At 56.3% G+C, this 14,303-nt stretch carries 12 protein-coding genes; 5 read left to right on the plus strand and 7 right to left on the minus strand.

Annotated features, from left to right (window positions below; all coding sequences use genetic code 11):
• Nucleotides 1-2: 2 nt before the first annotated feature.
• From gudP to syd, 5 genes are all read right to left on the minus strand, one after another.
• Complete coding sequence (gudP, locus tag BV390_RS09220; protein WP_032690945.1) at nt 3-1,355, minus strand: galactarate/glucarate/glycerate transporter GudP; 1,353 nt, start codon at nt 1,353-1,355, stop codon at nt 3-5.
• 490 nt (nt 1,356-1,845) lie between these two features.
• On the minus strand, nt 1,846-2,289 hold the full coding sequence (locus BV390_RS09225) for a flavodoxin (protein WP_032690944.1): 444 nt from the start codon (nt 2,287-2,289) through the stop codon (nt 1,846-1,848).
• A 2-nt stretch (nt 2,290-2,291) separates the two neighbouring features.
• On the minus strand, nt 2,292-3,086 hold the full coding sequence (gene truC, locus BV390_RS09230; RefSeq protein WP_032690943.1) for a tRNA pseudouridine(65) synthase TruC: 795 nt from the start codon (nt 3,084-3,086) through the stop codon (nt 2,292-2,294).
• Nucleotides 3,086-3,415: a YqcC family protein gene (locus tag BV390_RS09235; protein WP_032690942.1), complete on the minus strand. Its 330-nt coding sequence runs from the start codon at nt 3,413-3,415 to the stop codon at nt 3,086-3,088. Before BV390_RS09235 ends, truC begins: the two co-directional genes overlap by 1 nt.
• Before the next feature lie 804 nt (nt 3,416-4,219).
• The gene (gene syd, locus BV390_RS09240; protein WP_032696751.1) at nt 4,220-4,765 is read right to left on the minus strand and encodes a SecY-interacting protein; all 546 of its coding nucleotides are present in this window, start codon (nt 4,763-4,765) and stop codon (nt 4,220-4,222) included.
• Nucleotides 4,766-4,833: 68 nt separating this feature from the next.
• Here syd and queF point away from each other — a divergent pair, with 68 nt between their 5' ends.
• The 5 genes from queF (at nt 4,834) to BV390_RS09265 (ending at nt 11,525) form a co-directional block, all read left to right on the plus strand.
• On the plus strand, nt 4,834-5,679 hold the full coding sequence (queF, locus tag BV390_RS09245) for an NADPH-dependent 7-cyano-7-deazaguanine reductase QueF (RefSeq protein ID WP_032690940.1): 846 nt from the start codon (nt 4,834-4,836) through the stop codon (nt 5,677-5,679).
• A 111-nt stretch (nt 5,680-5,790) separates the two neighbouring features.
• Nucleotides 5,791-7,158, plus strand: coding sequence for a nucleotide 5'-monophosphate nucleosidase PpnN (gene ppnN, locus BV390_RS09250; RefSeq protein ID WP_004867006.1), 1,368 nt, complete (start codon nt 5,791-5,793; stop codon nt 7,156-7,158).
• Between the two features lie 561 nt (nt 7,159-7,719).
• On the plus strand, nt 7,720-9,009 hold the full coding sequence (locus tag BV390_RS09255; RefSeq protein WP_032690939.1) for an HAAAP family serine/threonine permease: 1,290 nt from the start codon (nt 7,720-7,722) through the stop codon (nt 9,007-9,009).
• 55 nt (nt 9,010-9,064) lie between these two features.
• Nucleotides 9,065-10,432, plus strand: a complete 1,368-nt coding sequence (locus tag BV390_RS09260) for an L-serine ammonia-lyase (RefSeq protein WP_032690938.1) — start codon at nt 9,065-9,067, stop codon at nt 10,430-10,432.
• A 154-nt stretch (nt 10,433-10,586) separates the two neighbouring features.
• Nucleotides 10,587-11,525, plus strand: a complete 939-nt coding sequence (locus BV390_RS09265) for an aliphatic sulfonate ABC transporter substrate-binding protein (protein WP_032690937.1) — start codon at nt 10,587-10,589, stop codon at nt 11,523-11,525.
• A 40-nt stretch (nt 11,526-11,565) separates the two neighbouring features.
• Here the strand turns inward: BV390_RS09265 and BV390_RS09270 are convergent, their stop codons facing one another.
• A complete protein-coding gene (locus BV390_RS09270) occupies nt 11,566-12,789 on the minus strand; it encodes an acyl-CoA dehydrogenase family protein (protein WP_032696749.1) in 1,224 nt (407 codons plus the stop codon).
• A 10-nt stretch (nt 12,790-12,799) separates the two neighbouring features.
• On the minus strand, nt 12,800-14,221 hold the full coding sequence (locus tag BV390_RS09275) for an MFS transporter (protein WP_046853509.1): 1,422 nt from the start codon (nt 14,219-14,221) through the stop codon (nt 12,800-12,802).
• Between the last annotated feature and the right edge of the window lie 82 nt (nt 14,222-14,303).

Raw genomic sequence — 14,303 nt, forward strand, 5'->3', positions numbered from 1 at the left:
CATTAACGCTCCGTAACAGGTTTCAGTTCAATGCGTTTGATATCGCCCACCAGCACCAGATAGCTCAGTACCGCTACCAGCGCATGCACCCCGACGTAAATCAGCGCGCCGTTGAATGAGCCCGTGGTCCCGACGATGTAACCAATCGCAATCGGCGTGACGATGCCGGAGATATTGCCGAACATATTGAACAGGCCGCCCGACAGGCCGCTGATCTCTTTCGGCGCGGTATCGGCCATCACCGCCCAGCCCAGCGCGCCAATCCCTTTGCCGAAGAAGGCCAGCGCCATGAAGCCGATAATCATCCACTCAACGTTAACGTAGTTACAGAACACCATAACCATCGACATCAGCATGCCTGCCACAATCGGGGTTTTACGGGCAATATTGAGCGAGCCGGTACGGCGCATTAGCCAGTCGGAGATAATCCCACCCAGTACTCCGCCGGCAAAACCGCAGATTGCCGGCACCGAGGCGACAAACCCGGCTTTCAGAATCGACATGCCGCGCGCCTGCACCAGATAGACCGGGAACCAGGTGATAAAGAAGTAGGTCAAAGCGTTGATGCAGTACTGACCAATGTAGATCCCGACCATCATGCGCGAACCGATCAGCTGTTTAATCTGGCCCCATTTTTCACTGAACGGCACCTTCTGCACGCTTTTCTTCTGATCCATGTTGATCAGCGCACCGCCTTCGGCAATGTACTCCAGCTCTTTCTTGTTCACGCCGGGATGCTGATTCGGTTCATGGATGACTTTAAGCCATACAAAACTGATGATAATCCCCAGCCCACCCATAAAGAAGAAGACGTGCGACCAGCCCACTTCATGGGTTAACCAGCCCATGATGGGCGCGAAGATAACGGTGGCAAAGTATTGCGCGGAGTTGAATATCGCCACCGCGGTTCCCCTTTCCTGCGCCGGGAACCAGGCCGCTACGATGCGACTGTTGCCAGGAAACGAAGGCGCTTCCGCCAGCCCGACCAGAAATCGCAGGGTAAACAGCGCGATAATAATACCGAAGCCGCTAAAGATATCGACGAAGCCCTGTAACAGGGTAAACATCGACCAGATGAAGATAGACCAAAAATAGACCCGTTTTGAACCGAAACGGTCAAGCAACCATCCGCCGGGGATCTGACCAATAACGTAGGCCCATGAGAACGCGGAAAAAACGTAGCCCATGCCCACCGCGTCCAGGCCAATATCTTTGGCCATTTCCGAACCGGCTATCGATAGCGTTGCGCGGTCACCGTAGTTGAAAGATGTGACGATAAACAGCATCACCACAATCCAGTAGCGGGCATTGGTGCGTTTTTCCGCGCCGCTCGCCGCCTGACTTAATGTACTCATTGTTGCACTCCTGAATCATAGCCGTTAGCTACGTTCATTCTGAATGGCACAACCTGTAGGGTAGTCAGAATGACGCGTTTGAGTTTTTCATTGTTTTCGTTATATCTGGCGTGCTGCCTTTTTAACTGGCAGGGAAAGTATAAAAAGAGGACCTGACCGGCTCACCGTGCATACACACAGCTTTAGCGGAGATTTAGAAATAGATTTATGGCTTATGCCTGACTGGATGGGGGGTAGTTCACGGAAATGAAAAGCTGGCGCGAGGAACAGCGGAAATGGCGGGACAAACAGCAGGAGTGTGAAACGTCTCTCTTGACCCGGTGGAAAGCACCGGAAAAAACCGCGTAAGATGAAGGGTTGTAGGGCAAATGCCTGAAGCCTGGGCCAGGCAGAGTTGATAAACTCTCTTCGATCGTTTATCTGGCACTGGTATCGATAAGGAACGCCCTCTACGTAGGGAGAGGGCGCAACTTTTAGCTAATGTATTTGTTTATTCGAGCAGAGTCGCCCACTGTTCAACCCATGGGTTCGACACGCTCTCGGGTTCAGGGTCTTCGCTGGCATCGATCATAAGCATGTCGCCGATACGTCTGGCGCCCTGCTCCTGCAGCAAGGCATCGAACGTCTTACCGCCGCCGCAAAAATTCGCGTAGGTGCTATCGCCAAGAGCGATAATCCCGTAGCGCAGGTGCGGCTGATACATGTCTTTCATCCCTTCATACAGCGGGACGATGCTGTCCGGCAGATCGCCCTGACCGGTGGTGGAGGTGACTACCAGCACATATTTGCCGCTATACGGCTCCCAGTCCTGAATCTCCGGGTCTTCGAACACCTTTGCTTTATGCCCCAGACCGCTCAGAATGGCTTCAGCCTCTTCGGCTACCAGCAGCGCGTTTCCATACATCGTGCCTACAAAAATACCGATATCTGCCATGATTATCTCCCTGAATTGACCTCAATCTCTTCATCCTGACCGCTGTCGTCAGCAAACTCAACCCTTTCATTTAGCGGCAGAAGACCGCGCCAGCCAAACTGCGACAGCGCCCGCATCCAGACGTCGTCCAGGCCCGCACGGATAGCCAACGGCTCGCCGGTAAAAGGATGCGTTAACGATAGCTGGCTGGCGTGAAGCATCAAGCGGTCAACGGAAAAATGCTCTGCGGCGCTACGGTTTTGTCGCAGATCGCCATGTTTACTGTCGCCGATAATCGGGTGACGTAAATGCGAAAGATGGCGGCGCAGCTGGTGTTTACGTCCGGTTTTGGGCTCCAGCTCAACCAGGCTGTAGCGCGTTGTCGGATAACGTCCGGTCGCCACCGGCATTTCGACTGTCGCCATTCCGCGATAGTGCGTGACCGCCGGCTGGGGCTCTTTATCGTCGCGGGCAAATTTATCAGCGATCTTATCCAGCTCTTCGACCAGCGGATAATCCAGTACCGCTTCGTCGGTCAGCCAACCGCGCACCACCGCGTGGTAGCGCTTTTGCATCTGATGCTGTTCAAACTGCTGAGACAGGCGCCTTCCCGCTTCGCTCGACAGCCCCATCAGCAGGACACCCGATGTCGGGCGGTCAAGGCGATGGGCGGTAAACACGTGCTGACCAATCTGGTCGCGTACGGTTTGCATCACCACCACTTTTTCATCGCGGTCCAGCCAGCTGCGATGAACCAGCCAGCCGGAGGGTTTGTTCACCGCCACCAGCCATTCATCCTGATAGATAATCTCCAGCATCAGGCGTCATCACCGGCAAACAGCGTATCCAGCAGCAGCAGCTCCGCCAGCACCCGCTCGCGCAGCGGATGTGCGGCATCGAGAGCCATTTCATAATAGGGCGCGACGGCGAAATTCTGCGGCAAGGGCTGCTCGCTATCGAGTAAGTGATGCATACGAGGAATCAGGACCCACTGCAGCCACTCCAGCGGTTCAAGCGTGTCCATACAGAAAGGCTGTTGGCTGGCAAACGCGCGACTTTCCGGCGCATTGTCTTGCCAGTGGTCCGTTTCGCGCAGCAGCGCTTCAAGGGCGTGCAAACGCTCGCGCACGCTATGGTGAAGAGTCATGGGAAACCTCGATGAGTTGTAAACCGGACGCAGGATAGCAAATACAGCAGCGAAAACTACTCAAAATCATGGCGCCGTCTCCCCTCCAGTCATGACCATGGGTGTGCAGCCATGCGCCAGAGTGGTATGGGCCAGACACATTGCCCCAGCCTGACCTGAAGCACGACCCAGGCGATTTGGCCTTCGTTCAAATGCCCCAGCCAAAGGTAATGCGATAAAAAGAGGCATAAAAAAAGGGAGCACTGTATAAACAGTGCTCCCGGTTCGTTTCGCAGCAATCCAGCTACATTGGTGCTCCCTGCTCGTCCATGAAAACTTTTCCTGAGGTCTCCTGACCATGTTCATCCGTAAACTTGTGCATCCTGCTTCCACACCACCCCGATGTGAAATCACTTATCCTTAAGTCTGTCCCGATCTTCCTGATCCACCGTTCATCATGAGCGGCTCACGTTCTCCATCCTGGAGGTGTCCTTTACGCGTTCCTGCGTTATCCTGCGCTTCATCCTGAAGCCTGTCCTTGCAACGCCTTCCCGGCGGGTCCTGCATGAAGAGTCATCATCCTGATGTTCACTTCATTTCGCGACTCCCTGTCGACACACATAGGATCACTGATTCCGCTTCGTCTTACAAGCCTTCTTAAGAGAATCTCTTAAGGTTAATCCCTGGTCAAACAGGCAAAAAGAAGAATAACCCACTGAATTATATTGACTTACAAGAAATAAAGCCGCGAAAAATTGGCTTAAATGATGACGATCTCTTACAGGTCTTGTAAGAGATCTCTCACAAACGGGTGGGAAAAATGGATTACAGCACCGGATCAAGCTGCTCAAGGAAGCTTGCCAGAGAAGGCGAAAGGATTGTCCGTTTACGCGTGCCGAGCGTCTCTTTGAGCACTTCGCCGCTCAGGTTGCACACCGAAATGACCTCCAGCTCGCTCTCAAGCGTGGCGATAAAAAGCGTTGGCGACAGCTTCAGCCGTTTTTGCACCACCAGGTGACCGATTAAATTCTCCTGCACGCGCCGGAAGTCATCCGGACTCCAGGTTTGCAGCAGCAGCATCGTCTCACCAGCAAAGCGCGCGGCCATATCGCCGGCGAACTGAGTGGTATAATAACTATGAATCGGCTGTTGTATCACAATATCCAGTGCCCGTTCAACCGCGCTGATATTTTGTTCTGCGCTAAAGGGCTGCGGCTGCCAGAAAACGGCGTCGTCGTCCGTCGCGCTGATACAGGGTGACGGCACGCCATAAAGCTCTTCGCTACGCGGCAGGCTGCCGCGCTGCTGCTGCCAGGCAGCGCAATAACGTTGGGTGAAGGCTTGCAGCGCTTCTGCGGTTTGATAGTCCACCGGTTTCTCTCTTCACGTCAGACAGGATACACTTAGCGTATAGTGTACCCGCTTTACTATGGTGAAACATGTCTTCTTACGATAATCATCAGGCGCTTGCCGGCCTGACGCTCGGTAAATCAACCGATTACCGCGATACTTACGATGCCTCGCTGCTACAGGGCGTACCGCGCAGCCTGAACCGCGATCCGCTGGGCCTGCACGCGGACAATCTGCCTTTTCACGGCGGTGATATCTGGACGCTGTACGAACTCTCCTGGCTCAACGCTAAAGGGCTACCGCAGGTCGCCGTAGGCCATGTTGAACTCAATGACACAACCGTGAACCTGGTAGAGTCGAAGAGCTTTAAGCTCTATCTCAATAGCTTTAACCAGACCCGCTTCGCCGACTGGCAGGAGGTCGAGGCGACGCTGGCGCGCGATCTCAGCGCCTGCGCGGAGGGGGAAGTTAAAGTGTCGTTGTATCGTCTTGATGAACTCGAAGGCCAGCCGGTAGCACATCTGCACGGCGCCTGTATCGACGATCAGGATATTGAAATCGATAACTACCAGTTCAGCGCCGACTATCTGCAGGATGCCGCAAGCGGCAAAGTCGTCGAGGAGACGCTGGTCAGCCATCTGCTGAAGTCCAACTGCCTGATCACCCATCAGCCGGACTGGGGTTCGGTGCAAATTCAGTATCGCGGCGCCAAAATCGATCGCGAAAAGCTGCTGCGCTACCTGGTGTCGTTCCGCCACCACAACGAATTCCACGAGCAGTGCGTAGAGCGCATCTTCAACGATATTCTACGTTTCTGCCAGCCGGAAGCCCTTTCCGTTTATGCGCGCTACACGCGACGCGGCGGTCTGGACATCAACCCGTGGCGCAGCAACACCGATTTTGTTCCGGCCATCGGTCGCCTCGCTCGTCAATAGTCAACATTTTCACAATTTGCGTGCGTTAACCCGCGCGCAAGGTTGTGAAAACGCCATCAGCAAGGCTATTGTAATCACAGGAAGACGATAATCGTCCTGTAAGGAGTTCACTTGATTACACATGTTAGCCCGCTTGGTTCAATGGATATGCTGTCACAGCTGGAAGTGGATATGCTTAAACGCACCGCCAGCAGTGACCTCTATCAACTCTTTCGTAACTGCTCGCTTGCTGTACTCAACTCGGGGAGCCTGACCGATAACAGCAAGGAGCTGCTGTCTCGTTTTGAAAACTTCGATATCAACGTGCTGCGTCGTGAACGCGGCGTGAAGCTGGAACTGATCAATCCCCCGGAAGAGGCCTTCGTTGACGGGCGTATTATCCGTTCCCTGCAGGCCAACCTGTTCGCCGTGCTGCGCGATATCCTGTTCGTTTACGGGCAGATTCACAACACCGTGCGCTTCCCGAATCTCGATCTTGAAAGCTCAGTGCATATCACCAACCTGGTGTTCTCTATTCTGCGTAACGCCCGTGCGCTGCACGTCGGCGAAGCGCCGAATATGATTGTCTGCTGGGGCGGCCACTCGATTAACGAAAACGAATATCTGTACGCCCGTCGCGTCGGGACCCAGCTGGGTCTGCGCGAACTGAATATCTGCACCGGCTGCGGTCCGGGTGCGATGGAAGCGCCGATGAAAGGCGCCGCGGTCGGCCACGCCCAGCAGCGTTACAAAGACAGCCGCTTTATCGGCATGACCGAGCCATCAATTATTGCCGCCGAACCGCCTAACCCGCTGGTTAACGAGCTGCTGATCATGCCGGATATCGAAAAACGTCTTGAGGCGTTTGTCCGTATCGCCCACGGCATTATTATCTTCCCGGGCGGCGTCGGCACCGCGGAAGAGCTGCTTTATCTGCTGGGGATTTTAATGCACCCGGCCAACACATCGCAGGTCCTGCCGCTGATCCTCACCGGTCCGAAAGAGAGCGCCGACTATTTCCGCGTGCTGGATGAGTTCATCGTCCATACGCTGGGCGAGTCGGCGCGTCGCCACTATCGCATCATTATCGACGACGCCAGCGAAGTGGCGCGCCAGATGAAGAAAGCGATGCCGCTGGTGAAAGAGAGTCGCCGGGAAACCGACGATGCCTACAGCTTTAACTGGTCGATTCGTATCACCCCGGATCTGCAAATGCCCTTCGACCCGACACATGAAAACATGGCCAACCTCAAGCTTTATCCCGATCAGCCGGTCGAGATGCTGGCGGCAGACCTGCGGCGCGCGTTCTCCGGTATCGTGGCCGGCAACGTCAAAGAGGTGGGTATCCAGGCGATTGAAAAATTCGGTCCTTACAAGCTGCACGGCGATCCGCAGATGATGCGTCGGATGGACGACCTGCTGCAGGGCTTCGTCGCCCAGCACCGCATGAAGCTTCCGGGCGGCACTGCGTATATTCCTTGCTACGAAATCTGTTCCTGATAGCTAATCTGTCATTCCGGGTTACGGCGCGTGCTGTCGTAATCCGCTTTCCCCCTCTTCCCGTATTAAACTCCCTTTAACCTCCTTTGACCTCTCTTAACCTCTTTTAAACTTCTCAGGCCCGCTTTCCCAATAATTCATTTATTTTAAGAATGCTTTGTAACATTTTAACAAAAGCCAATCGTTTGCGTTTCCATAAGAAGCAATAAATATCACTGATAAAAAGGCATTTAAGCGCGAAAACATCGTCAGTATCTCATTTTTACAGTAAAAACATCGTTATTAAGCCTGCCTTCTTTTATCTCATATCCTGTAAATGGTAGCCTTCGCGCCACAAATACCTGGCTGATCACCAGAAACAGACTGTTGAACTAAAAATACCCACCTCGAAAGTGGATTATTGCAATTGGGATCGCGATCACTGATGCATTTACCAGATAAATGTATCTTTCCGCCCCACTTGTTGCGGAGAAAATCATTAAAAAACCGTAATCAAACACATTTAATATTACTTAATTGATTTTAATCATTATATTTGGTCGCTTCCTCCAGGAGATACAGATGGAAACCACTCAAACCAGCACTATCGTATCGGGCGAAACCCGTAGCGGATGGCGCAAAACAGATACCATGTGGATGCTGGGACTGTACGGTACGGCAATCGGTGCGGGCGTGTTGTTCCTGCCGATTAATGCCGGCGTCGGCGGGATGATCCCCCTGATCATCATGGCAATTCTTGCTTTCCCGATGACCTTTTTCGCCCACCGCGGAATGACCCGTTTTGTCCTTTCCGGTAAAAATCCGGGTGAAGACATCACGGAAGTGGTAGAAGAGCACTTCGGTGTCGGCGCAGGTAAACTGATTACTCTGCTCTACTTCTTCGCCATTTACCCGATTCTGCTGGTTTATAGCGTGGCTATCACCAATACCGTCGAAAGCTTTATGACCCACCAGCTGCAGATGACCGCGCCGCCGCGTGCGATCCTGTCGCTGATTCTGATTGTGGGCATGATGACCATCGTGCGTTTCGGCGAGCAGATGATTGTTAAGGCGATGAGTATTCTGGTGTTCCCGTTCGTTATCGCTCTGATGATCCTCGCACTGTACCTGATTCCTCAGTGGAACGGCGCGGCGCTGGAAACCCTCTCCCTGAACAGCGCTACCTTTACCGGTAATGGTCTGTGGATGACTCTCTGGCTGGCGATTCCGGTAATGGTGTTCTCCTTTAACCACTCGCCGATCATCTCCTCCTTCGCCGTGGCGAAGCGTGAAGAGTACGGTCAGGGCGCAGAGAAGAAGTGCTCCAGCATCCTGGCTCGCGCTCATATCATGATGGTATTGACCGTGATGTTCTTCGTCTTCAGCTGCGTACTGAGCCTGTCTCCGGCCGATCTGGCAGAAGCAAAAGCGCAGAACATCTCGATTCTGTCTTACCTGGCGAACCACTTTAACGCACCGGTCATTGCCTGGATGGCGCCGATCATCGCGATGATCGCCATCACCAAATCCTTCCTCGGCCACTACCTGGGCGCACGTGAAGGCTTTAACGGCATGGTGATTAAATCCCTGCGCGGTAAAGGCAAATCCATCGAAATCAATAAACTGAACAAAATCACGGCGCTGTTCATGCTGGTGACCACCTGGATTGTGGCCACGCTGAACCCAAGCATTCTCGGCATGATCGAAACCCTTGGCGGCCCGATTATCGCGATGATTCTGTTCCTGATGCCGATGTATGCCATCCAGAAAGTCCCGGCCATGCGCAAATACAGCGGCCACATCAGCAACGTCTTCGTGGTGATTATGGGCCTGATTGCTATCTCCGCGATTTTCTACTCTCTGTTCAGCTAATCTCTCCCCCGCGCCGCCAGCAGGCGGCGCGCTCCCCGACAGTACTGGATGCAACATGATCAGCGTATTCGATATTTTTAAAATCGGCATTGGCCCTTCCAGCTCCCATACCGTTGGACCAATGAAAGCGGGCAAGCAGTTCACGGACGATCTTATCGCGCGCGGGCTGCTTGCCAACGTCACCAAAGTCGTTGTCGATGTTTACGGCTCCCTTTCCCTCACCGGTAAAGGCCACCATACCGACATCGCCATTATTATGGGTCTTGCGGGCAACCTGCCTGACAGCGTTGATATCGACGCCATCCCGGCATTCATTCAGGACGTCAACACCCACGGCCGCCTGATGCTGGCGAACGGCCAGCAGGAAGTTGAATTCCCGGTCGACCAGTGCATGAATTTCCATGCCGACAACCTGTCGCTGCATGAGAACGGTATGCGCATTACCGCCCTGGGCGGCGACAAGGTGCTCTACACCCAGACTTACTACTCCATCGGCGGCGGGTTTATTGTCGATGAAGAACATTTCGGCCTGACCAATGAAGCGCCGCCGGTGGTGCCTTATCCGTACAAAAATGCGGCCGACCTGCAAAGACACTGCCGCGAAAGCGGGCTCTCGCTTTCCGGCCTGATGATGCAAAACGAACTGGCATTGCACAGCAAAGAGCAGCTGGAGCAGCACTTCGCCGCCGTCTGGGAAGTGATGAGCAGCGGTATTGAGCGCGGCATCACCACCGAAGGCGTACTGCCGGGCAAGCTGCGGGTTCCGCGTCGTGCCGCCGCCCTGCGCCGGATGCTGGTTAGCCAGGACAATACCAACAGCGACCCGATGGCGGTGGTTGACTGGATCAACATGTTTGCCCTGGCGGTCAACGAAGAGAACGCCGCCGGTGGACGCGTGGTGACTGCGCCCACCAACGGCGCCTGCGGCATCGTGCCGGCGGTACTGGCCTATTACGACAAGTTTATCCGCAAGGTGAATGCTAATTCGCTGGCGCGTTACCTGCTGGTAACCAGCGCGATCGGCTCGCTGTATAAGATGAACGCCTCGATTTCCGGCGCCGAAGTCGGTTGCCAGGGCGAAGTCGGCGTGGCCTGTTCGATGGCGGCGGCCGGTCTCACCGAGCTGCTGGGCGGTAGCCCGGGTCAGGTGTGCATCGCGGCAGAGATCGGTATGGAACACAACCTCGGTCTGACCTGCGATCCGGTTGCCGGCCAGGTACAGGTTCCCTGCATCGAACGTAACGCCATCGCCGCCGTCAAAGCGGTCAATGCCGCGCGAATGGCGCTGCGCCGCACCAGCGAACCGCGCGTGTGTCTCGATAAGGTCATCGAAACCATGTATGAAACGGGCAAAGATATGAACGCCAAATACCGCGAAACCTCGCGCGGCGGCCTGGCAATGAAAATCGTCGCCTGCGATTAACGATACCTGCCCGGCAGCCGATTCTGCCGGGCAGCTTCCCCGCAATCTCTTCTCCCTCGCCAGATATTTCAGTTATATCAATTACAATTTAGTTATTTATTGGTTATAAGGACAATTTGTTACCTTACGGCAAACCGCCAAAGGAGAACACATTATGTCCAAAAGGTTGCATCTGGCCGCGCTGCCGCTGCTGCTCGGGCTGTCTGCGTCCGCGCTGGCTCAGGCGCCGGAAACCGTCAACATTGGCTATCAGAAGGCCAATATCTTCGCCCTGCTCAAATACCGCGGTTCCCTCGATGAGACCTTCAAAAAACAGGGCATCGCCGTGCGCTGGGTGGAATTCCCGGCCGGCCCGCAGATGCTGGAAGGGCTGAACGTCGGCAGTATCGACCTGGCGGCCACCGGCGATGCGCCGCCGGCCTTTGCCCAGGCCGCTCAGGCGGATCTGGTCTACCTCGCGCACTCACCGGCCAACCCCAAAACTGAAGCGATCGTGGTGCCGGAAAACTCAACGATTCACAACGTGGCCGATCTGAAAGGCAAGCGCGTGGGGCTGAATAAAGGCTCCGACGTCAACTACCTGCTGGTGGCCGCGCTGGAAAAAGCCGGGCTGAGCTATAAAGATATCACCCCGGTCTATCTGCCCCCGGCCGATGCCCGCGCCGCCTTCCAGCGAGGCGCCATTGATGCCTGGGTTATCTGGGATCCGTACCTTGCCGAAGTCGAAACCAACGCGAAGGCGCGGCAGATCAGCAACGCCGAAGGGCTGGTGCCGCACTACACCTTCTACCTCGCCAGCCGCAAATTTGCCGAAAACCACCCGGATACGGCAAAACAGGTGGTGGATGAGTTAAGTCAGCTAAGCGACTGGGCGAACGCCCATCAGGACGATGCCGCCGGGATCCTCGCCACGTCAACCGGGCTGGATAAGGCTATCTGGTTGAAAGCGCTTGCCCGCCTGCCCTATGGCGCCGAACGCATGACGCCTGCGGTCTATAACGAGCAGCAGGCGCTGGCGGATACCTTCACCCGTATCGGCCTGCTGCCGGTGAAGGTGGACGTGCGCAGCGCCACCTGGTCGCAGGATAAATAACCGTTGTCGGCGACGGGCCTCCCCGTCGCCTTCTCTCTTTTTAGCCCTGCGCCTTTTCGCCATCGCCAATCTGCCAGATAAAGGTCGGCGCCTCGCCGTTGACCAGCCAGTTGCCAATATTGCGCGCTTTGTAGATAACCGGGTTATGCGAGGCCACCGTGCGCGCGTTGCGCCAGTGCCTGTCGAGCGCCTTACCCGCCCGGGTGTCCGACGCGCCGAGGGCGTTAAACAGCTCGGTCGCCGCGCGCGGCACCCACTCGCTGGCAACCACCTGCGCCTGCGCCGCTTCGACTTCCGCCAGCCGATTGCGCTGTTCAATCAGCGCTTCATCGCCGCTGGCATGAACGACATAGGCCTGCTGTAAAGACTCCGCCGCCTGCAGCACCGCCGCGCGGGTCGCCCACGCCCAGCTGCTGATTTGCCCCACCACCTGCAGGACCTGCGCATCCTCACGCGGGACCGCGGCGTTGCCATGGCTGTACATGCGGGTGCGTTTTTTCACCCCCTCGGCGGCATCGCGTTCCACCGCCAGGCCGATCCCCGCCAGCGTCGCCAGTAAGATATGCTGATAGAAGGCGGTCTGATACCGAAAGCGTTCAGCAAAATCATAGACATGTTCCTGCTCAACCTGCGCCTGCTTAAAGCGGGTGGTACCGCTGCCGGTCAGACGCTGACCAAAGCCATCCCAGTCGTCTTCGCGTTCCACCGCGCTCTGCCGGGTGCTGACCAGCGCAATAACGTCGCCCTGGTTGTCGCTGCGGCGGGCAAAGACATCAATCCAGTCGGCGTACAGCGTCCCGGTGCTGTAAAACTTCTCGCCGTTTAACCGCCAGCCGCGATCGTCCGGCGTCACCTGGGTAATCACCTCCCCAAGCTTGACCCCGCCGGTTTCGGTCCAGCCGCTGCCCACCAGCTCCCCGTCGAGAAAACGTTGCAACCAGCGATCGCGCTGCGCGGAGTCGGGCTGATTCAGGCGATCTTCAACAAAGGCAAAATGGGCGCGCAGCGCCTGCGGCAGGTTGGAGTCGGCCTGGGCCAGCTCAATCAGCAGGGCAATCAGCTGCGGCAGCGACGCGCCCCAGCCGCCCTTTTCCCGCGGAATGCGAACCGTGCCGAACCCCGCTTCCTTCAGCCAGCGAATCTGCTCGTCGGGCAAAATACGGTGCTGTTCGCGGTTCGCGGCTCCCTGCGCAATGCGCGAGAAAATCGGCCGGAAAGCCGCGGCCAGCTGTTCATAATCGGTACCGGTAGAGAGTAATGTCATCATCTGTTCCTTAATGGTGGCTGTCGTCAATATCGTGACGCGTCGGCTCGTGGCGGACCGCAAGCAGGAAGAAAATCGGAATAATGGCGGCCAGCGACACCACCCAGAACATCTGAGTGCCGAGGGAGGCCTGCAGCAGCGGCAGCACGAACAGCGCCAGCGCGCTGCCGATACCGGAGAGCGCCCGGCTGAAGCCGACGCCGGTGGCGCGAATCGCGGTAGGATAGGAAAGCGCCGGATAGATCATCAGCTGCGCGCCGGGGCCGAAGCCCTCGGCAAACAGCCACAGGCCGAGCATCGCGATCGCCAGCACGACCCCGACGGTGGCCTGCGGCTGGCCGACCAGCGCAAGGACGATCAGGGCGATAAACTGCAGCGCGAAGCCGGCAATCGCCACGTGGCGCGACGGGTATTTCCACGCCAGATGCATCCCCAGCAGCCCGCCGGTAAAGGCAAACAGCGCATTCAGCCCCAGCGAGGCGGAGATGGTTTCAAACACCCCGGCCCCGAGAAACCGGGCAAGGATCGACGGCAGGAAAAAGGCGATGGCGGTGTACTCAAAGGAGATACAAATATTCATCACCCCGGCGACGATGGTGCGCTCGCGATACGGCTTTTCAAACAGCACGCGGAAGCTCACTTTCGGCGGCGGCGCGGGACGTTCGGTCGGCGCTTCATGGGCGACAATGCCGTATGAGTCGCGCAGAATGCGCACCGCCGAAGTCAGGTCCCCCTGGTTTGCCGCCCACAGCGGCGATTCATTCATAAATTTACTGCGCACGGCGATAATCAGCAGCGCCGGGACGGCGCCAAACAGCAGCGAGGCGCGCCACAGCCAGTCGAGGTGCGCCTGCGGCAGCAGGAAATAGAGACCGAAGATAATCAGGAAGCAGACCGTCGAGGCGGCGTACCACATCGGGCACCAGGCGGCGAGGCGCGCGGCCTTATTGCCTTTGCCGGTAAAACGGGAAAACTCAGCGAGGTAGGACATGGCGACCGGCAAATCGATACCGACGCCGATCCCCATCAGGAAGCGCGCGCCGATCAGCACCCAGACGTTGGGGGCCAGACCTGCGGCAATGGCCGAGACGACGAAAAACAGCATGTCGGCCATAAACACCGAATAGCGGCCATATTTATCCGTCAGCCAGCCGCCGATTAAGTTGCCGATAATGGTGCCAACCATAATGGATGAGGTGACCAGCCCGGTCAGCAGCGGCGAGAGCTGGAATTCACGCACCACATCGTCGATGCCGTAGGAGAGCGTGGTTAAATCATAGGCGTCGAGAAAGACGCCGCCGAGAGCGAGGAAGACAATCATCCGCGCATATTTAGCCTGATCCTTGCCCGAATTAATCAACCGCGCCACATCCCCGACGCTACTCACCGGTGCGGAGGCCACGCCGGGATTATCAACAGACAGCGTACTCATGTTTTCACCTTATTATGTTGTGCAGGTGATCGCAGTTATAGGCCGCCCGCTGATAAAGTGGAACCAACAAATACGCATATAA

The organism is Klebsiella sp. YJ, assembly GCF_002108615.1.
GTDB lineage: Bacteria > Pseudomonadota > Gammaproteobacteria > Enterobacterales > Enterobacteriaceae > Klebsiella > Klebsiella planticola.

Coding starts and splice junctions, on each gene's coding strand:
- gudP (WP_032690945.1), bottom strand. CDS start 1,355: ATGAGTACATTAAGTCAGGCGGCGAGCGGCGCGGAAAAACGCACCAAT.
- BV390_RS09225 (WP_032690944.1), bottom strand. CDS start 2,289: ATGGCAGATATCGGTATTTTTGTAGGCACGATGTATGGAAACGCGCTG.
- truC (WP_032690943.1), bottom strand. CDS start 3,086: ATGCTGGAGATTATCTATCAGGATGAATGGCTGGTGGCGGTGAACAAA.
- BV390_RS09235 (WP_032690942.1), bottom strand. CDS start 3,415: ATGACTCTTCACCATAGCGTGCGCGAGCGTTTGCACGCCCTTGAAGCG.
- queF (WP_032690940.1), top strand. CDS start 4,834: ATGTCTTCTTACGATAATCATCAGGCGCTTGCCGGCCTGACGCTCGGT.
- BV390_RS09255 (WP_032690939.1), top strand. CDS start 7,720: ATGGAAACCACTCAAACCAGCACTATCGTATCGGGCGAAACCCGTAGC.
- BV390_RS09260 (WP_032690938.1), top strand. CDS start 9,065: ATGATCAGCGTATTCGATATTTTTAAAATCGGCATTGGCCCTTCCAGC.
- BV390_RS09265 (WP_032690937.1), top strand. CDS start 10,587: ATGTCCAAAAGGTTGCATCTGGCCGCGCTGCCGCTGCTGCTCGGGCTG.
- BV390_RS09270 (WP_032696749.1), bottom strand. CDS start 12,789: ATGACATTACTCTCTACCGGTACCGATTATGAACAGCTGGCCGCGGCT.
- BV390_RS09275 (WP_046853509.1), bottom strand. CDS start 14,221: ATGAGTACGCTGTCTGTTGATAATCCCGGCGTGGCCTCCGCACCGGTG.